The sequence below is a fragment of the Mycobacterium sp. ABE4_509 genome (genome assembly GCF_056160785.1).
The window spans coordinates 1-26225 of record NZ_JBSWXU010000037.1; the positions used below are offsets into that span (position 1 = coordinate 1).

Here is a 26225-nt window from a genome sequence, read left to right on the forward strand (position 1 = left end):
ACCCTGCGGTCCCGCTGGACGCGGTGGCTCGCCCGACTGCTGCCCGCGGTCGGGCTGGTGGTGCTGGTGATGGCCGCGCACGTCGCCACCGGCGGCGCCGAGGAGTTCCGCCGCGGTCTGCTGCTGGTGGTCGCGGTGGCGGCGGTGCTGGTGATCGCACCGGTGGCCCTGGAGCAGGACGGGCCTGTTGCGCGGCTGCTGTCCGCCGGGCCGCTGGTGGGGCTCGGGGTCATCTCCTACGGCGTATACCTCTGGCATTGGCCGATTTTTCTGCTGGTCAATGGTGAGCGGACCGGGACGACGGGCTGGCAGCTGTTCGCTCTGCGGTGCGCGGCGACCCTCGCGGTGGCCGTGGTGTCGTGGTGGCTGATCGAGCAGCCGGTCCGCGAGTGGCGGCCCGTTTCGGTGCCGATGCTGCCGCTGGCGGCGGCATCGGCGGCCACCGCCGCGGTGGTGGCGATGACGGTGCTACCGGTGCGGTTGACGCCGCAGCCCCCGGCGCCGGGCCCGCTGATCGACTCGGCGGCGCTGGTCGCGCCCGAGGTGCCGGTCGAGGTGGCGCCGCCACCGCGCCCCGGTGAGCCGGGTGATCTGCGGGTGGCGGTGTTCGGAGATTCCATCGCGTGGACGGTGATGCGGTACCTGCCGGTGACGCCGGGGGTGCACTTCACCGACTACACGACCATCGGGTGCGGCATCGCCCGCGGCGGCCCGTACGAGTACACCGGCCGGGAGCTCGACCAGAAACCCGAGTGCGACGCCTGGCCGAGCCGGTGGGCGCAGCGGATCGGCTATGAACGTCCCGACGTGGTGCTGTTGATCGTCGGTCGGTGGGAGGTCGTCGACCGGATGCACGAGGGCAGCTGGATGCACATCGGCGACGACGACTACGACGCCTATCTGCGTGGGGAGTTGCGGCGCGCGCTGGGCATCCTGGGGTCCACCGGGGCGCGGATCGTGGTGACCACCGAGCCCTACAACCGGCGCGCCGAGAGATCCGACGGCAGCCTGTACCCGGAGGATCGGCCCGGTCGGGTGGACGACTGGAACGAGTTGCTGCGCGAGGTCGTCGAGGATCGCCCGAACGTCACGGTGGCCGATCTGAACGAGAAGTTGAGCCCGAACGGCTACTACACGACGAAGGTCGACGGCATCAGGATGCGCAGCGACGGGGTGCATCCCACCCCGGAGGCGGTCGAGTGGCTGACGCCGTGGCTGGTCGACGCGGTCGCGCCCGGGTGATTTCGGCGTGACCAGTCGCGATATGCGCGACTGGTCACGCCGAAATCACGGGCGAGGGGGGCTTAGTGACCGAGGCGGCCGCGGCCGAGCCGCAGCAGCAGCATCGCGAGGTTCTTGCCCTCGGCGCCCAGCACGCTGTAGCGCTCGATGACCTTCATCTCGCGGCTGTGTACCAGACGGGTGCCGCCGGAGGCCATCCGTGCCTTGCCGATCAGCTGGGAGACCTCGGTGCGGCGCTTGACCGCTTCGAGGATCGTCGCGTCGAGGCGGTCGATCTCCTGGCGGAGGTCGTCGATCTGTTCGGCGTCGGGCGCCGCAGCGGAGGCGGCAGCCGTTTCCATGGTCGTCATCTCGTGGTTCTCCGAATCTCCGTTGTGTGAAGGGTCTGGTTTCATCCGGTTTCGGGCCTCACACAAGAGACGAGCCCCGGATCCGGAAGCGGACCGCGGGGCTGAAGGGAGCAGCTAGACCACGGGCACCGCTGGCCGGTACCCGTAGAAAAATCGGCGATGAGCCCCTCGGGCGAAGAGCAAATTACCCAGCTGCGCGTTGAGCACCTGATCAGTGTGCCACTACCGGTCGTGCCTGCGCAAAGAGTGTCGGCTCACAGCGGTAGGTTTGAGCGAGTATGACTGCTCCATTCGCGATGACGTCGCCGGCCACCGAAACCGATCAGCTGCTGGACGGTCTGAACCCGCAGCAGCGTCAGGCGGTGCTGCACGAGGGCGCCCCGCTGTTGATCGTGGCGGGCGCCGGCTCGGGTAAGACGGCGGTGCTGACCCGCCGGATCGCCTATCTGCTGGCCGATCGCGACGTCGGCGTCGGGCAGGTGCTGGCGATCACGTTCACCAACAAGGCGGCCGCGGAGATGCGGGAGCGGGTGGTGGGCCTGGTGGGGCCGCGGGCCCGCAACATGTGGGTCTCGACGTTCCACTCGACCTGTGTGCGGATCCTGCGCAATCAGGCCTCCCTGGTGCCGGGCTTGAACTCGAACTTCTCGATCTACGACGCCGACGATTCGCGGCGGCTGCTGCTGATGATCGGCAAGGACATGGGGTTGGACACCAAGCGGCATTCGCCGCGGCTGCTGGCCAACGGGATCTCCAACCTGAAGAACGAACTGATCGGGCCCGAGCAGGCTGCCGCGGAGGCGTCCGAGGCAGCCGACGACCTGGCCCGGGTGATCGCCGAGGTGTACGCGGAGTACCAGCGGCGGCTGCGGTCGGCCAACGCGCTGGATTTCGACGACCTGATCGGTGAGACGGTGGCGGTGCTGCAGGCCTTCCCGCAGATCGCCCAGTACTACCGGCGCCGGTTCCGCCACATCCTGGTCGACGAGTATCAGGACACCAACCACGCCCAGTACGTCCTGGTGCGCGAACTCACCGGGGTCGCGGCGCCCGACACCGACGCGGTGCCGCCCGCCGAGCTGTGTGTGGTCGGCGACGCCGACCAGTCGATCTATGCGTTCCGCGGTGCGACGATCCGCAACATCGAGGACTTCGAGCGCGACTTCCCGGACGCCACGACGATCCTGCTGGAACAGAACTACCGCTCGACCCAGACGATCCTCAGCGCGGCCAACTCCGTGATCGCCCGCAATGCCGGGCGGCGGGAGAAGCGGCTGTGGACCGACTCGGGTGAGGGGGAGCTGATCGTCGGCTACGTCGCCGACAACGAACATGACGAAGCCAGGTTCGTCGCCCAGGAGATCGACGCGCTGTCCGACAGCGCGGGCGACTTCTCCTACAACGACGTCGCGGTGTTCTACCGCACCAACAATTCCTCCCGCGCCCTCGAGGAAGTGTTCATCCGGGCCGGGATCCCGTACAAGGTCGTCGGCGGAGTGCGCTTCTACGAACGCCGGGAGATCCGCGACATCGTGGCCTACCTGCGGGTGCTGGACAATCCGGGGGATTCGGTGAGCATGCGCCGCATCCTGAACACACCCCGGCGCGGTATCGGCGAGCGGGCCGAAGCCTGTGTGGCGGTGCACGCCGAGACCACCGGCGCAAGCTTCAACGATGCGCTGGTCGCGGCGGCCGAGGGCAAGGTGCCGATGCTCAACACCCGTGCCGAGAAGGCGATCGCCGGGTTCGTCGGGCTGCTCGACGAGCTGCGCGGCAAGCTCGACGAGGAACTCGGGGACCTGGTCGAGGCGGTGCTCGAGCGCAGCGGCTACCGCGCCGAACTCGAGTCGTCGAGTGACCCGCAGGATCTGGCCCGGTTGGACAACCTCAACGAGTTGGTGAGCGTCGCACATGAATTCAGCACCGACCTGGCCAACGCCACGGCGTTGGCGGGTGAAGACGGGGCGGAGCCGCTCGACGAGGACATCCCCGACACCGGGGTGCTCGCGGCGTTCCTGGAGCGGGTCTCGCTGGTGGCCGACGCCGACGACATCCCCGAACACGGGGCCGGGGTGGTCACGATGATGACCCTGCACACCGCCAAGGGCCTGGAGTTCCCGATCGTGTTCGTCACGGGCTGGGAGGACGGCATGTTCCCGCACATGCGGGCGCTGGGTGACCCGGTCGAGCTGTCCGAGGAACGGCGGTTGGCCTACGTCGGCATCACCAGGGCGCGGCAGCGGCTGTATCTGAGCCGGGCCAAGGTGCGGTCCTCGTGGGGGCAGCCGATGCTGAACCCGGAGTCACGCTTCCTGCGGGAGATCCCCCAGGAGCTGATCGACTGGCGCCGTACCGAGCAGGCCGCGTCGTTCTCGGCCCCGGTGAGTGGGGCGGGGCGGTTCGGTACACCGCGCCCGGCGCCGACGCGGCCGCCCGCCGGCAAGCGTGCGCTGCTGGTGCTCGAACCCGGTGACCGCGTCACGCACGACAAGTACGGCCTCGGCAGGGTCGAGGAGGTCTCCGGCGTCGGGGAGTCGGCGATGTCGCTGATCGACTTCGGCAGTGCCGGGCGGGTCAAACTCATGCACAACCACGCGCCGGTCTCGAAGCTGTGAGCTACGAAGGGTGATCTAGGACCTGCTCCACTGAGCGGTGCCGGGCAGGGCGGCCGTCACGATCGACGCCAGCGGCAGCACCGGCATCGCGTAGACGGCGACGGGCAGCGTCGCGCCGGCCACGAACAGGCTGGCGAAGATGAGCAGTGCGATCACCGAGCCGACCACGATCAGTAGCCGTCCGTTGCGCCGGCGCAGCAGCAGCGCGATCACCCCGGAGATGGTGGCCGCGGCCGACACGGCTGTCAGGAAACCCATCGCGACGCAGAACAGCGGGTCCGTCGCCCACCACCCGGTGATCAGGTCGGTCGCGATGACGGCGGTCGCCCAGCCGGCGACGATGCTCGCGACGGTGGTCGCGATCGCCGACCGGGAACCGCTGCGGGTTGCCCGTGGCGGACCGACGGCGGTGGGTTTGGCGCGCGGGACGATCTGGGTAACAGGGTCTGAGGCCGCGGGCAGTTCGCCGGTGGGGTGGCGCCGGATGATGCTGGTCTGCGGTTCGGCGCCGGCGGGCGCAGGGTCGGTGTGCAGTGGGGCGCGCCGCAGAATGCGGGTGCTGTCGTCGCTCGAAGGCGTGACTGGATCGTCTGGGGTGTTGCGGTCGGCCACTCCGCCAACGTAGCGGCCGGGGCTCAGCCGGCGTAGCCGCCCAGGGTCAGCCCCCGCTTGGCCAGCCAGCCGACCGGGTCGACGCGGTCGGTGCCGTTGAGACGGACCTCGAAGTGCAGGTGCGGTCCGGTCGAGTTGCCGGTGTTACCCATCTTGGCGATCTGATCGCCGGCCATGACCCGCTGGCCGACGCTGACCAGCACTGCGCTGTTGTGGCCGTATGCCGTGACGGTGCCGTCCGCGTGCCGCAGGGTGACCATGTTGCCGTAGCCGCCCTCGTAGCCGGCGGAGGTCACGACCCCGTCGGCGGCGGCAACGACAGCTGTGCCGATCGCGTTGGCGATGTCGATGCCGCCGTGCAGCACGCCCCAGCGGTAGCCGAAGCCGGAGGTGTACATGCCGCGGGTCGGCATCACGAACTGCGGGCGGATCAGCCGGGCCTCACGTTCGGCACGTTCCTGGGCGAAGGCGGCGGCCTTGATGATCTCCTCGGCGTGCACCGCCGAGTTGACGGCCGGAGCGACGGAGACGACCTGCATGCCGTCGACCGATCCGGTGATCGTGCCGCCACCCGTCTGGGTCTGGTCGGCGGCGAGCACGGTGTCCTCCGGGGTCGTCTGGGAGCCCTGAGACATCGTGTAGGCGCCGGCGGCGGTGGCGCCCACCGCCATGGCGGCGACCATCAGCCTGCCCTTGACGGGCACCTCGGGCTTGCGGTGCGCGGCGGCGCGGTGGCCGCGTATGTCGATGACGTCGGTGGTCGCGGTGCCGTCGCTGAGGTCGGTGTGACTGTCGCGGTAGGCGTGCGTGGTGGGCTCGCGTTCGGCGCCGGACTCCGGGCGGAACTGCGACGGCACGGCCAGTGTCAGCGGCGTGAGGTCGTCGGTGTGGTGCAGGTCGTCGAGCTCCGGGGCGCTGTTGACCTGGGCTTCACGGTCGAACGCCGCATGGGGCACGACGTCGAGGTCTTCGTCGAGCCGGGCCAGGTCGCCGAGCTCCCCGAACTCGTTGAACGGAATGATGTCCGTGACTTCGGTGGGGTCAGGTGCTGCGACGGCTTCGACCGACCGACGCGCGCGATGCTGAGGCAACCTGAGGAGTCCTTATCGTCGTGACCAGACCGTTATCTAGACCAGTGGGACGTTAACCAAATCCCAATCAATGTGCCAACCCCTGCGAGGGTCTGGCACGCGAATGTGATTTGAATCACTATGTATGCGGCGGTGAGATCGACCACATGAGAGGTGGGCGGTGGCGACCGTCGGCATCCGTGTGGATAAAGTTCCAGCGGAGCCCGTCGGGCACAAACTTTCTACGTCGACGCAGACAGACAGGGATGTTGCAGAGTCCATGGACCTCTTCGAGTATCAGGCGAAAGAGCTGTTCGCCAAGCACAACGTTCCCACCACCCCCGGCCGGGTCACCGACTCGGCGCAGGACGCGAAGGCCATCGCCACCGAGATCGGCCGGCCCGTCATGGTCAAGGCCCAGGTCAAGGTAGGCGGTCGCGGCAAGGCCGGCGGCGTGAAGTTCGCCGCGACCCCCGATGACGCGTTCACCCACGCGCAGAACATCCTCGGGCTGGACATCAAGGGCCACATCGTCAAGAAGCTGCTGGTCGCCGAGGCCAGCGACATCGCCGAGGAGTACTACATCTCCTTCCTGCTCGACCGCGCCAACCGCACGTATCTGGCGATGTGCTCGGTCGAGGGCGGCGTGGAGATCGAAGAGGTCGCCGCGACCAAGCCCGACCGGCTTGCCAAGGTTCCGGTGGACGCCGTCAAGGGCGTCGATCTGGCGTTCGCGCGCGAGATCGCCGAGAAGGGGCATCTGCCCGCCGAGGTGCTCGACGCCGCGGCCGTGACCATCCAGAAGCTGTGGGAGGTGTTCGTGGGCGAGGACGCCACCCTGGTGGAGGTCAACCCGCTGGTGCGCACGCCGGACGACCAGATCCTGGCGCTCGACGGCAAGGTCACCCTCGACGCCAACGCCGACTTCCGCCAGCCCGGCCACGCCGAGTTCGAGGACAAGGACGCCACCGATCCGCTCGAGCTGAAGGCCAAGGAGAACGACCTCAACTACGTCAAGCTCGACGGGCAGGTCGGCATCATCGGTAACGGTGCCGGTCTGGTGATGTCGACGCTGGATGTGGTGGCCTACGCCGGCGAGAAGCACAACGGGGTCAAGCCGGCCAACTTCCTCGACATCGGCGGCGGCGCCTCGGCCGAGGTGATGGCCAACGGTCTGGACGTCATCCTGGGCGACAGCCAGGTCAAGAGTGTGTTCGTCAACGTCTTCGGTGGCATCACCGCCTGCGACGCCGTGGCCAACGGCATCGTCAAGGCGCTGGAGATCCTCGGTGACACCGCCACCAAGCCGCTCGTGGTGCGCTTGGACGGCAACAACGTCGAGGAAGGCCGCCGCATCCTTGCCGAGGCCAACCATCCGCTGGTCATCCAGGCCGACACCATGGACTCCGGCGCCGACAAGGCCGCCGAGCTGGCGAACAAGTAAGGGACACAAGCTATGTCTATCTTCCTGAACAAGGACAGCAAGGTCATCGTCCAGGGCATCACCGGCGGCGAGGGCACCAAGCACACCAAGCTGATGCTCAAGGCCGGCACCCAGGTCGTCGGCGGTGTCAACGCCCGCAAGGCCGGCACGACCGTCAAGCATCAGGACAAAGACGGCAACGACATCGAATTGCCGGTGTTCGGCAGTGTCGCCGAGGCCATGAAGGAAACCGGCGCCGACGTGTCCATCGCCTTCGTGCCGCCGGCGTTCTCCAAGGACGCGATCATCGAGGCCATCGACGCCGAGATCCCGCTGCTGGTGGTCATCACCGAGGGAATCCCGGTGCAGGACAGCGCCTATGCCTGGGCCTACAACCTGGACAAGGGTGCCAAGACCCGCATCATCGGCCCCAACTGCCCGGGCATCATCACCCCGGGTGAGTCGCTGGTCGGGATCACGCCCAACAACATCACCGGCAAGGGCCCGATCGGTCTGGTCTCGAAGTCGGGCACGCTGACCTACCAGATGATGTACGAGCTGCGCGATCTCGGATTCTCCACGGCCATCGGCATCGGCGGCGACCCGGTGATCGGCACCACGCACATCGACGCCATCGAGGCCTTCGAGAAGGATCCCGAGACCAAGGTCATCGTGATGATCGGTGAGATCGGTGGCGACGCCGAGGAGAAGGCGGGTGCCTACATCCAGGCCAACGTCTCCAAGCCGGTCGTCGGCTACGTCGCGGGCTTCACCGCGCCGGAGGGCAAGACCATGGGCCACGCCGGCGCCATCGTGTCCGACGGCGCGGGCACCGCGCAGGGCAAGAAGGAGGCCCTGGAGGCCGCCGGCGTGAAGGTCGGCAAGACCCCGTCGGAAACCGCCAAACTGGCCCGCGAGATCTTCGAGGCCCTGTAGAGGGCTTCGCAGCCCAACAGCCGCGACATCGCACACGTGCCCGGCGCGTGTGCGATGTCGCGTATCGGGCCCCTCGGCGCCCGCACCCACCCGAGTCGCCTGGCAGGAACACGTTCTATTAGCCTCTCGAAGTAACTCAAGAGGAGCTGAGCATGGCAGTTGACGAACGCACGCCGGTCATCGTCGGAGTCGGGCAGTTCACCGAACGCATCGACGACCCCGGGTACCGCGGCATGTCGGGTGTCGACCTGGCCACCGCCGCGGTGCGGGCGGCGCTCGCCGACACCGGTGCCGACCCGTCCCGGGTCGCGGCCGCGGTCGACACGGCGTTCGGGCTGCGACAGTTCGAGATCTCCGGCCCGATGCCGGCCGCGCTGGGCAAGTCCAACAACTACCCGCGGTCGGTGATGAACAGGGTGGGCGGCGACCCCGCCCGCGTGGTGCTCGAACCCGTCGGTGGTCAGGGCCCGCAGAAGCTGGTCACCGAGGCCGGCGGTGCGATCGTCTCAGGCGAATCCGACGTCGTGCTGATCATGGGCTCGGAAGCCGGTTCGACCGCCAAGTTCTTCGCCAACCGGGACGACAAGCCCGACTTCACCGAGAACGTCGACGGTCAGCTCGAAGACCGCGGCCACCAGATCTTCAGCTACATCGACGAATACACCATTGCGCACGGGCTGACCGGCGCCCCGGTGCAGTACGGCCTGCTCGACAACGCGCGGCGCGCCCGTCTGGGTCTCGGTGTCGACCAGTACCGCCACCAGATGGCCGAACTGTTCGCGCCGATGTCGAAAATCGCTGCCAAGAACCCGTTCTCGTCGTCTCCGGTGGAGCGGTCGGTCCAGGAGATCGAAACCGTCACCGACGAGAATCGGATGATCTGTGACCCGTACCCGCGGCTGCTGGTGGCGCGCGACACCGTCAACCAGGGCGCTGCGACGCTCGTGACGTCCGTCGCGGCGGCACGTAAACTCGGTGTCCCGGAGCATAATTGGGTTTATCTGCATGGGCACGCCGACCTGGTGGAGCAGGCCATGCTCGACCGCGCCGACCTGGGCGCCGCGCCGGCCACGGTGCGGGCGGCTCACGAGGCGTTGCGGGTGGCCGGCATCGGCGTCGACGACATCGCCACCTTCGACCTGTACAGCTGCTTCCCGTTCCCGGTGTTCGTGATCTGCGAGGCTCTCGGGCTGGCTCCCGACGATCCTCGGGGTCTGACGCTGACCGGCGGACTGCCGTACTTCGGCGGGCCGGGAAACAGCTACTCGCTGCACGGCATCGCCGAAACCGTCGCCAGGATGCGCGACGCCCCCGGCCGGTTCGGGTTCGTCGGGGCCAACGGCGGCATCGCCAGCAAGTACTCGGTCGGCGTCTACTCGACCGAGCCGGTGCCGTGGCGGGAGTCCCGCAGCCGGGAGCTGAGCGCAGAGGTCGCCGCGCTGCCCAAGACGCCGGTGACAAAACGCGCCGATGGTGCGGGGACCGTCGAAACCTACTCGGTGCGTTACGACTGGCCGGTGCGCACCGGCATCATCGTCGGGCGGCTCGATGTCGACGGATCCCGGTTCATGGCCACCAGCGAGGATCCCGACCTGGTCGCGGCCATGTGCGACGGGGACCCGCTGGACATGGCTGTCACCGTGACCTCGTCGGAGAACGGCAACCGGGCGCTGCTTCGCTGAGCGAGCAGCGCAACCGGTGTACCGGGGTCAGACCAGGGCGCTGAGCTTGCCCGCCAGCCGCTCGACATAGGCGGCGACCTCGTCGGCGCCGCGGTCGGGCAGACCGAAGAGAACCTCGGTGACGCCGAGGTCGCGCCAGCGCGCCAGCTTGTCGGGGTCGGGTTTGAAGTCCAGGGCGACGATCTGCGGGGCGCCGTCCCGGCCGGCGCCGGCCCAGGTGTCCTGCAGCATCTTCACCGGTGCGTCGATGTCGAAGTCGCGCGGCGTGGTGATCCAGCCGTCGGCCGACCGGGCGATCCACTTGAAGTTCTTCTCGGTGCCGGCGGCCCCGACCAGGATGGGGATATGGGTCTGGACGGGCTTGGGCCAGGCCCACGACGGACCGAAGTCGACGAACTCGCCGTGGTACTCGGCCTCCTCGTCGGTCCACAGGGCCCGCATCGCCTCGAGGTATTCGCGCAGCATGGTCCGGCGGCGGCCGGGCGGCACCTTGTGATCGGCCAGTTCGTCGGTGTTCCACCCGAACCCGACACCCACCGACACCCGGCCGCCGGAGAGGTGATCGAGGGTGGCGATGGATTTGGCCAGCGTGATCGGGTCGTGTTCGACGGGCAGCGACACCGCGGTGGACAGCCGAACCCGGGAGGTCACCGCGCACGCGGTGCCCAGCGACACCCACGGATCGAGGGTGCGCATGTAGCGGTCGTCGGGCAGCGACTCGTCACCGGTGGTGGGGTGGGCGGCCTGGCGCTTGATCGGGATGTGGGTGTGTTCGGGCACGTAGAACGTCGTGAAGCCGTGCTCGTCGGCCAACCGGGCCGCTGCTGCCGGGGTGATCCCGCGATCGGAGGTGAACAACACCAAGCCAAAGTCCATACGCTGAATTAGAACGTGTTCCAATCAGCTACCGCAAGGGGGTACCTGCCCAGCCCAGAACCGTCTCCCGCGGTGAAGTCGTCTAGTGCGGGTGACCGCACCCGATGACGGGTTCGGCCGGAGATGCCGATGGGACGGACCCGGAGCCGATGCCCGACGGTCGTTTTTGTGAGTTTCCTGTGATCAGGCCGCGGGGCCCCTGGCGCGGAAGTGGGCACCTGACGGTGCGCTAGCGTGGATGACCGAACCGCTTACGCGGTCGGCGGTCACGAACCGGCAGACCGCGTCGGCACCGCATCGTCGTCGACGGTCGGTGCCCGTACCGCACAGGAGAGGCCATGTCGTACCCACAAGGCGCGCCCGGAGGCCCCGGATACCCGCCAGCGCAGCAGCCGGGCAACCAGTTCGCCGCGCCGACCCAGCAGTTCAGCAGGGTTCCCGAGCAGGGATCTCCGGCCGAGGGGCCGAGCAGGCTGCCGACCTATCTGACCATGGTCGTCGCTGCTCTGGGCCTGTTGGTCTACCTGTCCAGCTTCGCCCCGCAGTTCACCATCTCCGCGACGGACTTCCCGGGAATGGGGCAGCTCAGCGGCAGCTCGCTGGGACTGCTGTTCGCCGTCATCGCGTCGGTGCTGGCGGCACTGCTGGCCGGGGTGAGCCTGCTGCCCAAGCAGCCCGACTACGCCGCGGTCGTCGCGGTGGCCGCGGTGCTCGGTTTCCTGCTGGTGATCGCCGAGGTGCTCAAGAGGCCCAGCGGCGCGACCATCGACTGGGGTCTGTACCTGGTGATCGCGTTCACGCTGCTGCAGGCGGCCGTGGGCGTCGTGGTGCTGCTGTTCGAGGCCGGCGTGCTCACCGCCCCGGCGCCGCGGCCGAAGTACGAGCAGCCGCAGCACTTCGGTCAGTACCCGGGTGCGTACTACGGTCAGCCGCAGGGGCAGCCGCACGGTCAACCCCAGCACAGCGCCGGTGCGCCGCAGCAGGGTCGCCCCGGCTATCCAGGGCCCTACGGCGGATACCCCGGCGCCGGACCCTCCACCGGAGGCTTCCCGGCGGCCCCGGCCGGCGGTCCGTCCGGGCCGCCCACCCCGCCGACGGGCTTCCCGACCTATGGTCAGCCACCGGCGAGCAATGCGCCGACGAGCCAGGTTCCCACGCCACACCAGCCGTCATCCTCGCAGTCGGATCAGTCCCCGTCGTAGTCTGAGCCGCGCGTGCGGGAACGCCGCACGCCGGAGCCTTCGCGAGGAGCGGCTGTACCCGTGAACAGATCGCCGCAACCGGGCGGCGCCCCCAGACCGGTCGGCGGGACCCGTCAGGCGCGTGATCTGCTCCGGGTGGCGTTCGGTCCCTCGGTTGTGGCGCTGGTCGTCATCGCCGCGGTGGTGCTGCTGCAGCTGCTGATCGCCAACAGCGACATGACGGGCGCGTTCGGCGCCATCGCCAGCATGTGGCTGGGGGTCCATCAGGTGCCGGTGTCGATCGCCGGCAGCGCGCTCGGGGTGATGCCGCTGCTGCCGGTGCTGGCCATGATCTACGCCACCGCCCGGATGACGGCCTCCGCGACCACGAGTGCCTCCTGGTTCGTGACGCGCTGGGTGGTCGCCTCGGCGGTCGGCGGCCCGGTGCTGATCGCCGCGATCTGCCTGGCCGTCATCCACGACGCCGCGTCGGTCCTGACCGATCTCCAGACGCCCGATGCGCTGCGCGCGTTCGGCGGGGTTTTCGTCGTGCACGCGATCGGTGCGTCGGTCGGCGTCGGGTCGCGGGTCGGTCGCCGGCTGCTGGCCTCCTCACCGATGCCGGATTGGCTTCTCGAGTCGGTCCGGGCCGCCACCGCGGGCGTGCTCGCCCTGGTGGGGCTTTCCGGCGCGGTCGTCGCGGGTTCGCTGGTCGTGCACTGGTCGACGATGGACGAGCTGTACTCGATCACCGATTCGGTGTTCGGCCAGCTCAGTCTCACCGTGCTGTCGGTGCTGTACGTGCCCAACGTCATGGTGGGCGCGGCGGCGGTGGCGGTCGGGTCCAGCGCTCACGTGGGCCTGGCGACGTTCAGCCCGTTCACGGTGTTCGGCGGGGACATCCCGGCACTGCCCGTGCTGGCCGCGGTGCCGACCCCACCACTGGGGCCGGTGTGGGTGGCGCTGATGATCGTCGCCGCGGCCGCCGGTGTCGCCCTGGGCCAGCAGTGCGCCCGGCGCCCGCTGCCGCCCCTGTCCGCACTGGCGAAGGTGGTGGTGGCCGCGGCCCTCGCGGCGGTGACGATGGCGCTGCTGGGATATGCCGGTGGCGGGACGCTGGGCAACTTCGGCGATGTGGGGGTCGACCAGACCACCTTCGGTCCGGCCGTCTTCCTCTGGTTCGCCGGTATCGGCGGGCTGACCGTCGCGTTGTCGGGCGGTCTGCTGCCCAGGGTCCGCCCACCCGCTCCCGTAGCCGACGCGCAACCGCGCGCGGCACCGCCGGACACCGCGGACGACACCGAGGAGCCAGTGCCTGCCCCGGGGGAGACGGAATCCGGTGAGCGCGAGCCCCCGTCCGCTGAATCCGAAATGCAGCCCGGTACAGCCGAGCCCGAACCGGAAGCACAGCCCGGCGCAGCCGAACCCGAGACGCCGCCCGATGCGGATGAACCCGCGGCGAGCGCCGGCGGGACGCCGGCGGCCGACGACGAGCGACGACTGCCGCCGGCCGAGGAGTTCGACCCGGAGGACCACTTCGTCACCGACGACGTCAGCGAGGACCGCGGTGTCGACGGTGGCGTCGACCGGAGCGGGTGAGACCCGCAGGTCGCCTGCGCCGAGCTCGGGTCCGGGCTCAGATCAGCCCGGTCTGCTGGGCGGCCACGACCGCCTGCACGCGGGTGTGTGCGCCAAGGCGCTCCATCAGATCCTGGGTGTAGCTGCGCACGGTGTTCACGGTCAGCCCGAGTTCGGCGGCGATCGCCTTGGTGGTCATGCCGCGCCCGATCAGGCGAAGCACCTCGATCTCGCGCGGGCGTAGTTGAGTGGCGGTACCGGCTCCGCCGAGCAGGGATTCGGCGGCCTGCAGATCGCGCACCACACCCTGGTCGACGACGATCCGTCCGGCGACCACCTCCCGCAGTGCATGTGCGATGTCGAGATCCAACGTGCCTTTGAGCAGGACACCGGAGGCGCCCGATTCCAGGCACTGGCGCAGGCGTGCCCGGTCGTCGAACGCGGTCAGCATCACCACCAGGATCCCCGGGATCTCGGTGAGCAGGCGTTGGCACAGCAGCACCCCGTCGTCGTCGCCGAGGCGGATGTCGACGATCGCGACACCGGGTCGCAGGCGGTGCGCGGCGTCGAGAGCCTCGGGCCCCGAGTAGCAGGCCGCCACGACGCGAAAGTCCTCGGTGTGGTCGAGGACGCGTGCGATGCCCTGGGCGACCACCGGATGGTCGTCGATGACGAGGACTTCGACGATCGTCGCCGGGTCCGCGGCGCCGGTCGCCGTCACTGGCTCCACGGGATGGTCGCGCGCACCGTGGTGCCGCCATCGTCGTTGGTGCAGATCTCCAGACTGCCGGCCACCCCGGCCACCTTCTGCAGCAGCCCGGACAACCCCAGTCCGACTCCTCGTCCGGGTACCGGGTTCAGCTCGAAACCATTTGGCAGGCCTTTCCCGTCGTCCTCGACGATCAGCCCGATGCCGTCGGGCCGATAGGACAGCGACACGAACACCGCATCGGCGCCGGCATGCTTGCCGACGTTGTGCAGGGCCTCTCGGACCACGGCCAGAAGTACGCTCTCGGTCTGTGGCGATGCGGGGTGCGGTGACCCGAACACCGCGAGTTCGGTCGCGATCCCGGTGCGTGACCCGAACGTGGCGACGTCGCGGCGAATGGTGACCGGCAACGCGGTGCCCGACGGTGTCAACCGGCCCATCGCGGCGCGCAGGTACGACGAGGCCTCGGCGGCGTCGGTCTCGATGGTGCGGGCGATCTCCTGAACGTCGTCGGCCTCGTGTGCGCTGTGGCGCAGCTCGCGCGCCGACATCGAGATCTTGAACAGCATCTGCCCGGCGGTGTCGTGCAAATCCTGGGCGATCCGCTGGCGTTCCACCTCCACTGCCTGTTCGCCGGCGCTTTGCGCACGGTGCGCCGTGACGACCAGCGGAGCCAGCGATGCGGCGAACTCCCCGAGCAGCAAGGTCACCCGCGGTACCACCCGGCTGCTTCGCTGACCGGCGAACAACACCCCGAGGTTGTGGTCGTCCAGCCGGACCGGAACCGCCGCGAAACCCTGCATGCCGGTTCGCGCGGCGACCGCCGCCACGATGTCGGTCTCCGCCGCGGCGGTGCAGTCGCCGGTGGTGACCGGCATCTCGCGGTCCAGGCAACGCCAGCCCATCCCTGCGCCGCGGGGCACCGTGAGACCGGCGAGATCCTCGTCGGTGCCCACCCAGGACACCATCTCCAGACCGTCGTCGAGCACCAGGGCCAAGATGGACAGATCGGCCGCGGTCATCTCGTGCATACGCCGACATGCCTTGGCGGCCAACACCGCCGGGTCGGTCAGGACCGACAGGCCGCGGGTGGCCACCACCAGGCTGCGAACGTCGTCGATCGATTTCACGGTGTAGCACATGGCAGGGTTATCCCACTTTCGCCGGGGGCGACGTCAGCCGCTGATGACGAACAGTTTCTTGAACGGCTGCGTCACCGTCCAGGTCGACTTCGTTCCCTTGGTGAACGACGCGATGTCGCCCGGGTGCAGGACGACCCGCTCGCCGGTCTCGAGGTCGATGACGAGCTCGCCTTCCAGGGCGTGGATGGTCTCGTCGGCGTTGAACGGATACGGGAAGGTCTGCGGCTCGCTGCGCCAGAGCCCGACCGCGAGGGTGGCGCCTTCGGCGCCTTCGGTGCGGACCCAGTGAACTTCACCGATGGCCTGCCCGCCGACGATGAACGGCTCGTAGTCCTCGGCGGCCGCCGCTGACCGGGCGTACTCGGCGGTGGTGGTGACAGACATGGGTATCGCTCCAATCAAGTGTGCCGGCCGATCGCGAAATGGTCGGGATCAGAAAGTCGATACCTTCGTGATCGACTCCCGACGATATTAGGCGTCGAGCATCGGAAAACATGCACCTGAAAATGGGGGTAGTCGATGGCCTCCGCACGCTCCTGCCTCATTTCAGCTGCAGCGTTACCTATTCCGAACATCTTGGAAACCAATTCTTTTCAGCGCGCACCTACAAATTCAGGTACCGCGTGAAGTACTATCCGATTGGCCATATTCGGTCGTCACACTGAATTAATCGCCAAGAAATCGCGGCGACATCATTTTTGGGCTGACTGGGAGTTACTCGAATGCTCCGTCAGCCTAAGGACCAGCCCGAATGACGATCGCACCGGAACAGCCCTCGAAGCCCGTCAAGGAACTCACGATCGTGCGGGGCGCGTGCCCGCACGACTGCCCCGACACCTGCGCCATGCTCTACCACGTCGACGACGGCAAGCTCGTCGACGTCAAGGGCGACCCCGACCACCCGATGACCAGGGGTGGGTTGTGCGTCAAGCTGAAGAACTTCCCGGAACACCACTACCAGTCCGACCGGCTGATGTACCCGATGCGGCGCGTCGGGCCCAAGGGGGCCGGCGAGTTCGAGCGGATCAGCTGGGAGGACGCGCTCGCCGAGATCAAGGCGCGCTGGACCGGAATCATCGACGAGTACGGCAGCCAGGCGATCATGCCCCACGCCTACCTCGGTCATCAGGGTGTCATCAATGGCCTGACCGCGGGTGACGCCTTCTTCAACCGACTGGGTTCGACGGTGGCCGAGAAGACGTACTGCGAATCCGGCTCCTCGACGGCCTGGCACATGACCGTCGGCGGCACCGGCGGCCTCGACGTCGAGTCGATGGCCCACTCGAAGTACATCATCGTCTGGGGCATGAACATGACCAGCACGAACCTGCACGGCTGGCCGTTCATCCTGCAGGCGCGCAAGGACAACGGCGCCAAGATCGTGGTGATCGATCCCGTCAACACTCGCACCGCGCGCCAGGCCGACTGGCACATTCCGATCCGGCCGGGAACCGACGGCGCGCTCGCGCTGGGCCTTATCCACGAGATCATCGCCGCCGGCCTGGTCGACGACGACTACGTGCAGAACTACACCGTCGGCTTCGAGGAACTGGCCGAGCGCGCGGCCAACTACCCCGCCGAGCGGGTCGAGGAGATCACCGGGATCCCGGCTGACGACGTGCGCACCCTGGCCCGTGAATACGCCACCACGCAGCCGGCCGCCATTCGCCAAGGTGTCGCCCTGGAACGCAACCGTGGTGGTGGCCAGGCGATTCGGGCGATCACGTGCCTGCCGGCACTGGTGGGGGCATGGCGGCACGTGGGCGGCGGCACCATGGAGATGCCGATCTGGGAGTTTCCGACCAAGTTCGACGCCATCTGCATGCCCGAGTGGATTCCGGAGGGAACCCGCGTCGTCAACGAGCTCGACCTGGGTATGGCGCTGACCGGGGAAATGGAACTCGACCCGCCGATCAAGTCGCTGTTCGTGTACAACTCCAACCCGGTCTCGCAGGGCCCAGCGCAGACCAAGACCACGAAGGGGCTGATGCGGGATGACCTCTTCACTGTGGTCAGCGAGCATTTCCTCACCGACACAGCGAAATTCGCGGATATCGTGCTTCCAGCCACGATGCAGGCCGAGCAGCTCGACATCATGGTCACCTGGGGCCACCTCTACATTTCCCTCAACCAGCCCGCCATCGAGCCGCCCGGTGAATGTGTGCCCAACGTCGAGCTGTTCCGGCGACTGGCCAAGACGATGGGTTTCTCCGACCCGTATTGGGATCGCACCGACCGCGAGATGCTGATCGACTTCCACGACTGGGATGCCCCCGCACTGGAGGGGATCACCTACGAAAAGCTCGAAGAGGTCGGCTGGGCGCGGCTCAACGTCGGGTTGCCGCATGAGCGGGCGCCGCACGCCGAGGGCAACTTCCCGACACCGTCGGGCAAGTGCGAGTTCAAGTCCAGCCTCGCCGAGGGCGGAAACTTCGTGGTGCCGGTGTGGCGTTCGATGTATGAGGCGTTCCAGCCCGGCGGGTACGTCGACCCGGTGCCGGATTACATCCCACCCTTCGAATCCCCCGAGTCGAATCCGGATCTGGCCAGGAAGTTCCCGTTGCGGATCGTCACCCCGAAGCCACACGCCTTCCTCAACACCCAGTACGGCAACGCCGCAGACAAGCAGGCCGTGCAGGGGGAGCAGCGGGTCTTCATTCATCCCGACGATGCCGCCGACCGGGATATCGCCGACGACGAACTCGTCCGCGTCTTCAACGAGCGCGGCAGTTTCCAGGGACCCGCGGTGATCGACAAGTCGGTGATGCCGGGCCTTGTGATGGCCAATGTCGGGCACTGGCAGTACAAGAGCCACGGCTCCACGGTCAACGCGATCACCGCTGACCGGCACTGCGGGCTGGGCAATGCCGGGGTGTACGGCGACAACCTGGTGCAGGTGGAGAAACTCGGCGAGCAGGTCGCGGCCAGCTGAATCCTCATCGGGTGATCCCCGTCCGGCGGACGGGGATCACCGGCTGGGTGCGCCGACCGGGACAGGAGACTGAGTGTGACCATCGATCTGGCCAATCCGGTAGTGAAGGGACGGACGGTGTCCGACCAGCGCGGCCGGGTGTTCCGCGATCTGCGTATCTCGTTGACCGACCGATGCAACTTTCGCTGTACCTACTGCATGCCGCGGGAGAAATTCGGCTCCGAGCACGCCTATCTGGGACGCTCGCAGCTGCTCACCGATGACGAGGTCGTCCGCTTGGCACACAGGTTCGTCGGCCTCGGCGCCCGGAAGATCAGGCTGACGGGCGGGGAACCGCTGCTGCGGGCGGGCATCGTCGAGCTGGTATCCAGGCTGGCGGATCTGGAGGTGGATCTTGCCGTGACCACCAACGGGTCGCTACTGCCCCGGCTGGCCGCGCCGCTGGCCAGGGCCGGATGCAAACGTGTCACCGTGAGCCTCGATTCGCTCGACGACGCCGTGTTCGCGACGATGAGCGACACCCGGTTCGGCGTCGGCGACGTGCTGGCCGGGATCAGCGCGGCCGAGGAGGCGGGCTTGGCCCCGGTGAAGATCAACACCGTCGTGCAGCGCGGCGTCAACGACGGGCCCGGCCTGCGTCATCTGGTCGACCTGGCCGGGCACTTCCGAGGCACCGGGCACGTGGTGCGATTCATCGAGTACATGGACGTCGGGGGCACCAACGGTTGGTCGCCCGACGATGTCGTGCCCTCCGCAGCGGTGGCGGCCGCGCTCGATGCCCGCTATCCGATCGAACCACTCGACCCGGCTCAGCCGGGTGAAGTGGCTTCCCGCTACCGCTACCGCGACGGGGCAGGGGAAGTGGGGTTCATCAGCTCGGTGTCCGAGCCGTTCTGTGGCGAGTGCTCGAGGGGGCGACTGTCGGCCGACGGACAGCTGTTCACCTGCCTGTTCGCCGGCGCGGGCACAGATCTGCGTAGTCCGTTGCGGGCCGGTGCCAGCGACGAGGAACTCGACGATGTCATCGCCGGCCGGTGGCGGCAGCGCTCTGATCGCTACTCCGAACTGCGTAGCCGCGATGCACCCACGCCCGGCGGGCCACGGGTGGAGATGTCGTTCATCGGCGGCTGACTGCACCGATCGGTGGTGGGGCCCTCAGCGCCCTGTTCGAGTCGATCCAACCCGTCACGGTCGCGCCGATCCACTCCCGTTAGGCTCTCAGGCGTGCAGCCCGCGGTCCGAGTACCCCCGAGCGCGCCGGCTCGGCTGGTGGTGCTGGCCTCGGGCACCGGGTCGCTGCTGGAGACGCTGCTCGAGTCGGCTGCCGGCGACTACCCCGCCCGGGTGGTGGCGGTGGGGACCGACCGGGTGTGTCGAGCCCTGGACGTCGCGGCGGCCGCATCCGTGCCGACTTTCACCGTCCGCCTGGGCGATCACCCGGACCGCAGCGCCTGGGACGTCGCCGTGACCGAGGCGACCGCAGCCCATCACCCAGATCTCGTGGTTTCGGCCGGATTCATGAAAATTCTCGGCCGCCAGTTTCTTTCACGCTTCCCCGCCCGCGTGGTCAACACGCATCCGGCCCTGCTGCCCGCGTTCCCCGGTGCGCATGCGGTGCCCGACGCGTTGGCGTACGGCGTGAAGGTGACCGGATGCACGGTGCACCTGGTCGACGACGGGACCGACACCGGCCCGATCCTCGCCCAGCAGGCCGTGCCGGTACTCGACGGTGACGATGAGGCCACCCTGCACGAGCGGATCAAGGTGGTCGAACGGCAGCTCCTGGTGGATGTCCTGGCAGCGCTGGCAACCCGCGGCGTGACCTGGACGGGACGAAAGGCGACCATAGGATGACCGAGACCACCCTGCCCTACCGGCGCAAGATCCGGCGGGCGCTGATCAGCGTCTACGACAAGACCGGGTTGGTGTCCCTCGCGCAGGGGCTGCACCAGGCCGGCGTGGAGCTGGTCTCGACCGGATCCACCGCCAAAACCATTGCCGCAGCGGGCGTGCCGGTCACCCCGGTGGAGAAGGTGACCGGCTTCCCCGAGGTGCTCGGCGGCCGGGTCAAGACCCTGCACCCGCATGTGCACGCGGGCCTGCTCGCCGACCAGCGCAAGACCGAGCACATCTCGGCGCTGGCCGAGCTCGGCGTGGAACCGTTCGAGCTGGTGGTGGTGAACCTCTACCCGTTCACCCAGACCGTGAACTCCGGGGCCGACGAGGACGACTGCGTCGAGCAGATCGACATCGGTGGGCCCTCGATGGTGCGTGCGGCCGCCAAGAACCATCAGAGCGTGGCCGTGGTGGTGGATCCGCTCGGCTACGACGGGGTGCTCGCAGCGGTGCGGGCCGGCGGGTTCACCGTCGAGGAACGCAAGAAGCTGGCCTCCCTGGCCTTCCGGCACACCGCCGAGTACGACGTCGCGGTGGCGTCCTGGATGGAGTCGGTGCTGGCGCCCAGCGACGACCCGGAGGAATCCGGCACCGACGCGTCGGCTCTGCCGCCGTGGCTCGGTGCCACCTTCCGGCGCACGGCGGTGCTGCGCTACGGCGAGAACCCGCATCAGGCCGCAGCGCTCTACAGCGACGACGGCGGCTGGCCCGGCCTGGCGCAGGCCGAGCAGTTGCACGGCAAGGAAATGTCCTACAACAACTACACCGATGCCGATGCGGCCTGGCGGGCGGCGTTCGACCACGAGGACATCTGTGTGGCGATCATCAAGCACGCCAACCCGTGTGGCATCGCGGTGTCGTCGGTGTCGGTGGCCGATGCGCACCGCAAGGCGCACGAATGCGATCCGCTGTCGGCCTTCGGCGGGGTGATCGCGGCCAACACCGAGGTGACCGTCGAGATGGCCGAGACGGTTTCGGGCATCTTCACCGAGGTGATCGTCGCGCCCGCCTATGAGCCCGGCGCCGTTGCGGTGCTGGCCACCAAGAAGAACATCAGGGTGTTGGTGGCTTCCGAGCCGCAGCTCGGCGGTACGGAATTCCGCCAGATCAGCGGCGGTCTGCTCCTGCAGCAGCGCGATGCGGTCGACGCGGGTGGCGACGACCCCGCAAACTGGACGTTGGCGACCGGGGAGCCGGCGGACCCCGAAACGCTCGCGGATCTGGTGTTCGCGTGGCGGACCTGCCGTGCGGTCAAGTCCAACGCGATCGTGATCGCCTCCGACGGAGCGACGGTCGGTGTCGGTATGGGTCAGGTCAACCGGGTGGACGCGGCCAGGCTGGCGGTCGAGCGGGCCGGCGACCGCACCAAGGGCGCGGTGGCCGCCTCGGATGCGTTCTTCCCGTTCCCGGACGGGCTGGAAATGCTGACCAGGGCCGGAGTCAGGGCCGTCGTGCATCCGGGAGGGTCGGTGCGTGATGACGAGGTGACCGCGGCCGCCGAAGCCGCCGGCATCGCGCTGTACCTCACCGGAGCGCGGCACTTCGCGCACTGACGTGCGCTCAGGGCAGGTCGGAGAGCAGCTGGTCGCGCACGGTTTCCAGGTGTGCGCGCATTGCGGCGTGGGCCCGCGCCGGCGAATCCGCGGCGACCGGGCCACTGCTCGCGCCGTCAGGACTCAGCCGACTGGACCTGATCGACGCCCGCACCGCCGGGGAACCCAACCTGATGACCCTGGTCGTCATCGCGGCGACGGCCGAAGACTTCGACGAGACCAGGCGGTGCCTTGACCCACCGGCTGGAGAAGAAGGTCACCATCCACGCCCGGGGATCCGACGAGGTGGGTGCGGCCGCCCGGGCCCAACCCGGCCAACATCGAGACGGTGATCCTCGACGGGCGGGTGATTACGCGGCGGGCGAAAAGTAACTGCTCGGTGACGAGTTTTGGGTGCAGACCCGCACACCGGCGGGCAAGAGTCGTAGCGTGGAGTGGTGACTTCACCTAACGATCTCCCCCGCACCGTCGGTGAACTGCGCGCCTCCGGACACCGCGAACGCAGCGTGAAGGCCGAGATCCGGGAGAACCTGCTGGACAAGCTCAGCGCCGGCGTCGACGTGGCCGAGGTGTGGCCGGGCATCCTGGGATTCGAGGACACCGTGATCCCGCAGCTCGAGCGCGCGCTGATCGCCGGACACGATGTCGTGCTGCTCGGTGAGCGCGGCCAGGGCAAGACCCGGCTGCTGCGCGCGCTGAGCGGACTGCTCGACGAATGGACCCCGGTCATCGCCGGCGCGGAACTCGGCGAACATCCCTACAGTCCGATCACCCCGGAATCGATCCGGCGCGCCGCCGACTCCGGCGACGACCTCCCGGTGGCCTGGAAGCACCGCAGCGAGCGCTACACCGAGAAGCTGGCGACGCCGGACACCAGCGTCGCCGACCTGGTCGGCGACATCGACCCCATCAAGGTCGCCGAGGGGCGCAGCCTGGGTGACCCGGAGACCATCGCCTACGGGCTGATCCCGCGGGCACACCGCGGCATCGTCGCGGTCAACGAGCTGCCCGACCTCGCCGAACGCATCCAGGTGGCGATGCTCAACGTGATGGAGGAACGCGACATCCAGGTGCGCGGCTACACGCTGCGGCTGCCGCTGGACGTGGTCGTCGTGGCCAGCGCCAACCCCGAGGACTACACCAACCGCGGACGCATCATCACCCCGCTCAAGGACCGCTTCGGCGCCGAGATTCGCACCCATTACCCGCAGGAACTCGACGCCGAGGTGGGCGTCATCAGCCAGGAGGCGCACCTGGCCGCGGAGGTGCCCGACTATCTGTTGCAGATCCTGGCCCGGTTCGCCCGCGGGCTGCGTGAGTCGACCTCGGTCGACCAGCGCTCCGGGGTGTCGGCGCGGTTCGCGATCGCCGCCGCCGAGACGGTCGCCGCGTCCGCCCGGCACCGCGGAGCGCTGCTGGGTGAAGACGACCCGGTGGCGCGGGTGGTCGACCTGGGCACCGTCATCGAGGTGCTGCGCGGCAAGCTGGAGTTCGAGTCCGGTGAGGAGGGCCGCGAGCAGGCCGTCCTGGAGCATCTGTTGCGCCGGGCGACGGCCGAGACCGCCCAGCGTCTGCTCGGCGGGATCGACGTCGCCGCCATCGTGACCGCGGTCGAGGGCGGTTCCCCGGTGACCACCGGGGAACGGGTCTCGGCGCGCGAGGTGCTCGACGCGTTGCCCGAGGTTCCCGCCGTCGCCGAGATCCAGCGGCGCCTCGACGCACAGACCGACGGCCAGCGAGCCGCCGCCGTGGAGCTGGCGCTGGAGGCGCTGTACCTGGCCAAGCGGATCGACAAGGTCTCCGGTGAGGGTGAAACGGTCTATGGCTAGACGAGGCTCCCCACGTACCTCCCGGTACTCCAGCTACACCGGGGGGCCCGACCCGCTGGCCCCGCCGATCGACCTGCGCGAGGCGCTCGAGGCGATCGGTCAGGACGTCATGGAGGGCACCTCGCCCCGGCGGGCGCTGTCCGAGCTGCTGCGCCGCGGTTCGAAGAACATGCCCGGTGCCGACAAGCTGGCCGCCGAAGCCAACCGGCGCAGAAGGGAACTGCTGCAGAACAACAACCTCGACGGCACCCTCGCCGAGATCAAACAGCTGCTCGACGACGCAGTGCTGGCCGAACGCAAGGAGCTCGCGCGCGCCCTCGACGACGACGCCCGGTTCGGCGAGCTGCAGCTGGACTCGCTGTCGCAGTCGCCGGCCAAGGCCGTGCAGGAACTGTCCGAGTACGACTGGCGCTCGCCGGAGGCACGCGAGAAGTACGACCAGATCAAGGATCTGCTCGGCCGCGAGATGCTCGACCAGCGCTTCGCCGGGATGAAGGAGGCCCTGGAGAACGCGACCGACGAGGACCGCCAGCGGGTCAACGACATGCTCGACGACCTGAACACGCTGCTGGACAAACACGCCAAGGGCGAGGATTCACAGCAGGATTTTCAGGACTTCATGGACAAGCACGGCGAGTTCTTCCCGGAGAATCCGCGCAACATCGACGAGCTGCTGGATTCGCTGGCCCAGCGCGCCGCCGCGGCGCAGCGCTTCCGCAACAGCCTGTCCGAGCAGCAGCGCGCCGAGTTGGATCAGTTGGCGCAGCAGGCGTTCGGCTCGCCGTCGCTGATGAACGCGCTCGACCGCCTCGACTCGCACCTGCAGGCCGCGCGACCCGGTGAGGACTGGAGCGGTTCGGAGCGCTTCTCCGGCGACGACCCGATGGGCATGGGGGAGGGCGCGCAGGCGATGGCCGACATCGCCGAACTCGAACAGCTCGCCGAGCAGCTGTCGCAGAGCTACTCGGGGGCGACGATGGACGACGTCGACCTCGACATGCTGGCGCGCCAGCTCGGCGAGGACGCCGCCGTCGACGCCCGGACGTTGTCGGAGCTGGAGCGGGCCCTGATGAACCAGGGCTTCCTGGACCGGGGTTCCGACGGGCAGTGGCGGTTGTCGCCGAAGGCGATGCGGCAACTGGGCCAGGCGGCGCTGCGCGATGTGGCGCAACAACTATCGGGGCGCCACGGTGAACGTGAGACCCGCCGTGCCGGCGCGGCCGGCGAACTGACCGGCGCGACCCGGCCCTGGCAGTTCGGCGACACCGAACCGTGGAACGTCACCCGAACGATCACGAATTCGGTGCTGCGGGAGGCCGGCACGGGGGAGCGGCCGCTGCCGGTGCGGATCACCGTCGACGACGTCGAGATCTCCGAGACCGAGACCCGCACCCAGGCCGCGGTGGCCCTGCTGGTCGACACGTCGTTCTCGATGGTGATGGAGAACCGGTGGCTGCCGATGAAGCGCACGGCACTGGCACTCAATCATCTGGTCAGCACCCGGTTCCGGTCCGACGCGCTGCAGATCGTCGCCTTCGGCCGGTATGCGCGCACCGTCACCGCTGCCGAGTTGACCGGGCTGGAGGGTGTCTACGAACAGGGCACCAACCTGCACCACGCGCTCGCGTTGGCGACCCGTCACCTGCGGCGGCACCCGAACGCCCAGCCGGTGGTGCTCGTCGTCACCGACGGTGAGCCGACCGCACACCTCGAGGACTTCGGCGGCGACCCAGGGAGCGGAACTTCTACTGTGTTTTTTGATTACCCGCCGCATCCGCGGACCATCGCCCACACCGTGCGGGGTTTCGACGAGGTCGCCCGGCTCGGGGCCCAGGTGACGATCTTCCGGCTCGGCAGCGATCCGGGCCTGGCCCGCTTCATCGACCAGGTGGCCCGCCGCGTCGGCGGCCGGGTGGTGGTGCCCGATCTGGACGGCCTGGGCGCCGCCGTGGTCGGGGACTACCTGAGTGCGAAACGCCGCCGCTAGCCGGCCTTGCGCTTCTTGCGCTTGACTCCGACGCTGCCCCACAGCGAGAAGCCGCGGATCTTGATGCACGGTGCGCCCGGGGCTCCGCCGCCGGTGATGTCGTGGTCGAAGCTGCCCATCACCGCGACGCCGTGCGCGTCGACGTTGACCTCGGGCGGCACCAGGATGGTTTGCCCGCCCATGATCGAGTACGACCGGATCTCGACGTCATGGCTGGTGAAATCGGCGTAGCGCATGTCGACCACCCCGCCACCCCAGAACGCGAACGTGGTGAGCCGCTTCGGGACGTTCCAGCGGCCGCGGCGCTCGTAGCCGCTGAGGATCGCCAGCAGCAGCGTCGAGGGCGCGGGACGGCACGGGCCGCGTCGCCCCCGGGTGACCGCTCCGGGAAGATCGGCCGACAGCCGGTCGAGTTCGTCGTAGGTGGTGGCGGCGTAGGCCTGGTTGAGTCGATTCTCGTACTCGCTGAGCCCGAGTTTTCCCGACGCGGCCGCATCGGTGAGTAGCTGCGCCACTTCGATCCGGTCGGTGTCCGCAGCGCGCGCCGACCCGTTCCGCGAGGCGGGCGTACTCATCGGTGCCTTCGGTGGTTCGCGCGAGCGCACATCGACA

At 68.7% G+C, this 26225-nt stretch carries 22 protein-coding genes; 13 read left to right on the forward strand and 9 right to left on the reverse strand.

The genetic code is table 11. From position 1 onward, the window contains the following. Window positions 1–1242: acyltransferase family protein (locus ACXAID_RS10705; RefSeq protein WP_475022184.1), on the forward strand; the 1242-nt coding region annotated here is incomplete at its 5' end. A 62-nt stretch (window positions 1243–1304) separates the two neighbouring features. Here ACXAID_RS10705 and ACXAID_RS10710 read toward each other — a convergent pair. Beyond that, the gene (locus ACXAID_RS10710; RefSeq protein WP_475022185.1) at window positions 1305–1592 is read right to left on the reverse strand and encodes a chorismate mutase; all 288 of its coding nucleotides are present in this window, start codon (window positions 1590–1592) and stop codon (window positions 1305–1307) included. Window positions 1593–1870: 278 nt separating this feature from the next. Here ACXAID_RS10710 and pcrA point away from each other — a divergent pair, with 278 nt between their 5' ends. Further along, a complete protein-coding gene (pcrA, locus tag ACXAID_RS10715; RefSeq protein WP_475022186.1) occupies window positions 1871–4207 on the forward strand; it encodes a DNA helicase PcrA in 2337 nt (778 codons plus the stop codon). Between the two features lie 15 nt (window positions 4208–4222). On the opposite strand, the gene ACXAID_RS10720 is transcribed toward pcrA, so the two are convergent. Then, on the reverse strand, window positions 4223–4819 hold the full coding sequence (locus tag ACXAID_RS10720; protein ID WP_475022187.1) for a hypothetical protein: 597 nt from the start codon (window positions 4817–4819) through the stop codon (window positions 4223–4225). A gap of 23 nt (window positions 4820–4842) precedes the next feature. Beyond that, window positions 4843–5910 carry a M23 family metallopeptidase gene (locus ACXAID_RS10725; RefSeq protein ID WP_475022188.1) on the reverse strand — a complete coding sequence of 356 codons (1068 nt, stop codon included), beginning with the start codon at window positions 5908–5910 and terminating at the stop codon, window positions 4843–4845. Window positions 5911–6169: 259 nt separating this feature from the next. Here ACXAID_RS10725 and sucC point away from each other — a divergent pair, with 259 nt between their 5' ends. The 3 genes from sucC to ACXAID_RS10740 all read left to right on the forward strand — a co-directional run bounded on the left by sucC (window position 6170) and on the right by ACXAID_RS10740 (window position 9930). Next, window positions 6170–7333 (forward strand): ADP-forming succinate--CoA ligase subunit beta, encoded by a 1164-nt coding sequence (gene sucC, locus ACXAID_RS10730; protein WP_475022189.1) that lies wholly within the window; start codon window positions 6170–6172, stop codon window positions 7331–7333. Between the two features lie 12 nt (window positions 7334–7345). Beyond that, window positions 7346–8248 (forward strand): succinate--CoA ligase subunit alpha, encoded by a 903-nt coding sequence (sucD, locus tag ACXAID_RS10735; RefSeq protein ID WP_475022190.1) that lies wholly within the window; start codon window positions 7346–7348, stop codon window positions 8246–8248. Between the two features lie 152 nt (window positions 8249–8400). Beyond that, entirely contained in the window at window positions 8401–9930 is a 1530-nt protein-coding gene (locus ACXAID_RS10740) for an acetyl-CoA acetyltransferase (RefSeq protein WP_475022191.1), read from the forward strand. Between the two features lie 27 nt (window positions 9931–9957). On the opposite strand, the gene ACXAID_RS10745 is transcribed toward ACXAID_RS10740, so the two are convergent. After that, window positions 9958–10806 (reverse strand): LLM class F420-dependent oxidoreductase, encoded by an 849-nt coding sequence (locus ACXAID_RS10745; protein ID WP_475022192.1) that lies wholly within the window; start codon window positions 10804–10806, stop codon window positions 9958–9960. Between the two features lie 338 nt (window positions 10807–11144). Here ACXAID_RS10745 and ACXAID_RS10750 point away from each other — a divergent pair, with 338 nt between their 5' ends. Together ACXAID_RS10750 and ACXAID_RS10755 are read left to right on the forward strand one after the other, a co-directional pair. Beyond that, a complete protein-coding gene (locus ACXAID_RS10750; protein ID WP_475022193.1) occupies window positions 11145–12008 on the forward strand; it encodes a DUF5336 domain-containing protein in 864 nt (287 codons plus the stop codon). 60 nt (window positions 12009–12068) lie between these two features. Continuing rightward, a complete protein-coding gene (locus ACXAID_RS10755) occupies window positions 12069–13586 on the forward strand; it encodes a cell division protein PerM (protein WP_475022194.1) in 1518 nt (505 codons plus the stop codon). A gap of 37 nt (window positions 13587–13623) precedes the next feature. Here the strand turns inward: ACXAID_RS10755 and ACXAID_RS10760 are convergent, their stop codons facing one another. From ACXAID_RS10760 to ACXAID_RS10770, 3 genes are read right to left on the reverse strand one after another with little or no spacing between them, the layout of a single operon-like run. Continuing rightward, window positions 13624–14286 carry a response regulator gene (locus ACXAID_RS10760; protein ID WP_475022195.1) on the reverse strand — a complete coding sequence of 221 codons (663 nt, stop codon included), beginning with the start codon at window positions 14284–14286 and terminating at the stop codon, window positions 13624–13626. After that, a complete protein-coding gene (locus ACXAID_RS10765; protein WP_475022196.1) occupies window positions 14283–15416 on the reverse strand; it encodes a GAF domain-containing sensor histidine kinase in 1134 nt (377 codons plus the stop codon). Before ACXAID_RS10765 ends, ACXAID_RS10760 begins: the two co-directional genes overlap by 4 nt. 33 nt (window positions 15417–15449) lie before the next feature. Beyond that, window positions 15450–15800, reverse strand: coding sequence for a cupin domain-containing protein (locus ACXAID_RS10770; protein WP_475022197.1), 351 nt, complete (start codon window positions 15798–15800; stop codon window positions 15450–15452). A gap of 367 nt (window positions 15801–16167) precedes the next feature. Here ACXAID_RS10770 and ACXAID_RS10775 point away from each other — a divergent pair, with 367 nt between their 5' ends. From ACXAID_RS10775 to purH, 4 genes are all read left to right on the forward strand, one after another. Further along, complete coding sequence (locus ACXAID_RS10775) at window positions 16168–18348, forward strand: molybdopterin-containing oxidoreductase family protein (RefSeq protein ID WP_475022198.1); 2181 nt, start codon at window positions 16168–16170, stop codon at window positions 18346–18348. Between the two features lie 75 nt (window positions 18349–18423). Then, window positions 18424–19479, forward strand: coding sequence for a GTP 3',8-cyclase MoaA (gene moaA, locus ACXAID_RS10780; protein ID WP_475022199.1), 1056 nt, complete (start codon window positions 18424–18426; stop codon window positions 19477–19479). 93 nt (window positions 19480–19572) lie between these two features. Further along, on the forward strand, window positions 19573–20202 hold the full coding sequence (gene purN / locus ACXAID_RS10785) for a phosphoribosylglycinamide formyltransferase (RefSeq protein ID WP_475022200.1): 630 nt from the start codon (window positions 19573–19575) through the stop codon (window positions 20200–20202). After that, entirely contained in the window at window positions 20199–21797 is a 1599-nt protein-coding gene (purH, locus tag ACXAID_RS10790) for a bifunctional phosphoribosylaminoimidazolecarboxamide formyltransferase/IMP cyclohydrolase (protein ID WP_475022201.1), read from the forward strand. The genes purN and purH overlap by 4 nt, the downstream gene beginning before the upstream one ends. Before the next feature lie 7 nt (window positions 21798–21804). On the opposite strand, the gene ACXAID_RS10795 is transcribed toward purH, so the two are convergent. After that, window positions 21805–21987: a hypothetical protein gene (locus ACXAID_RS10795; protein ID WP_475022202.1), complete on the reverse strand. Its 183-nt coding sequence runs from the start codon at window positions 21985–21987 to the stop codon at window positions 21805–21807. Window positions 21988–22231: 244 nt separating this feature from the next. Here ACXAID_RS10795 and ACXAID_RS10800 point away from each other — a divergent pair, with 244 nt between their 5' ends. Continuing rightward, window positions 22232–23626, forward strand: coding sequence for a sigma 54-interacting transcriptional regulator (locus ACXAID_RS10800; RefSeq protein ID WP_475022203.1), 1395 nt, complete (start codon window positions 22232–22234; stop codon window positions 23624–23626). Continuing rightward, window positions 23619–25613 (forward strand): vWA domain-containing protein, encoded by a 1995-nt coding sequence (locus ACXAID_RS10805; protein WP_475022204.1) that lies wholly within the window; start codon window positions 23619–23621, stop codon window positions 25611–25613. Before ACXAID_RS10800 ends, ACXAID_RS10805 begins: the two co-directional genes overlap by 8 nt. On the opposite strand, the gene ACXAID_RS10810 is transcribed toward ACXAID_RS10805, so the two are convergent. Continuing rightward, window positions 25610–26188, reverse strand: a complete 579-nt coding sequence (locus ACXAID_RS10810) for a DUF1707 SHOCT-like domain-containing protein (protein ID WP_475022205.1) — start codon at window positions 26186–26188, stop codon at window positions 25610–25612. The two genes, ACXAID_RS10805 and ACXAID_RS10810, sit on opposite strands and share 4 nt — an antisense overlap. Window positions 26189–26225 lie beyond the last annotated feature (37 nt).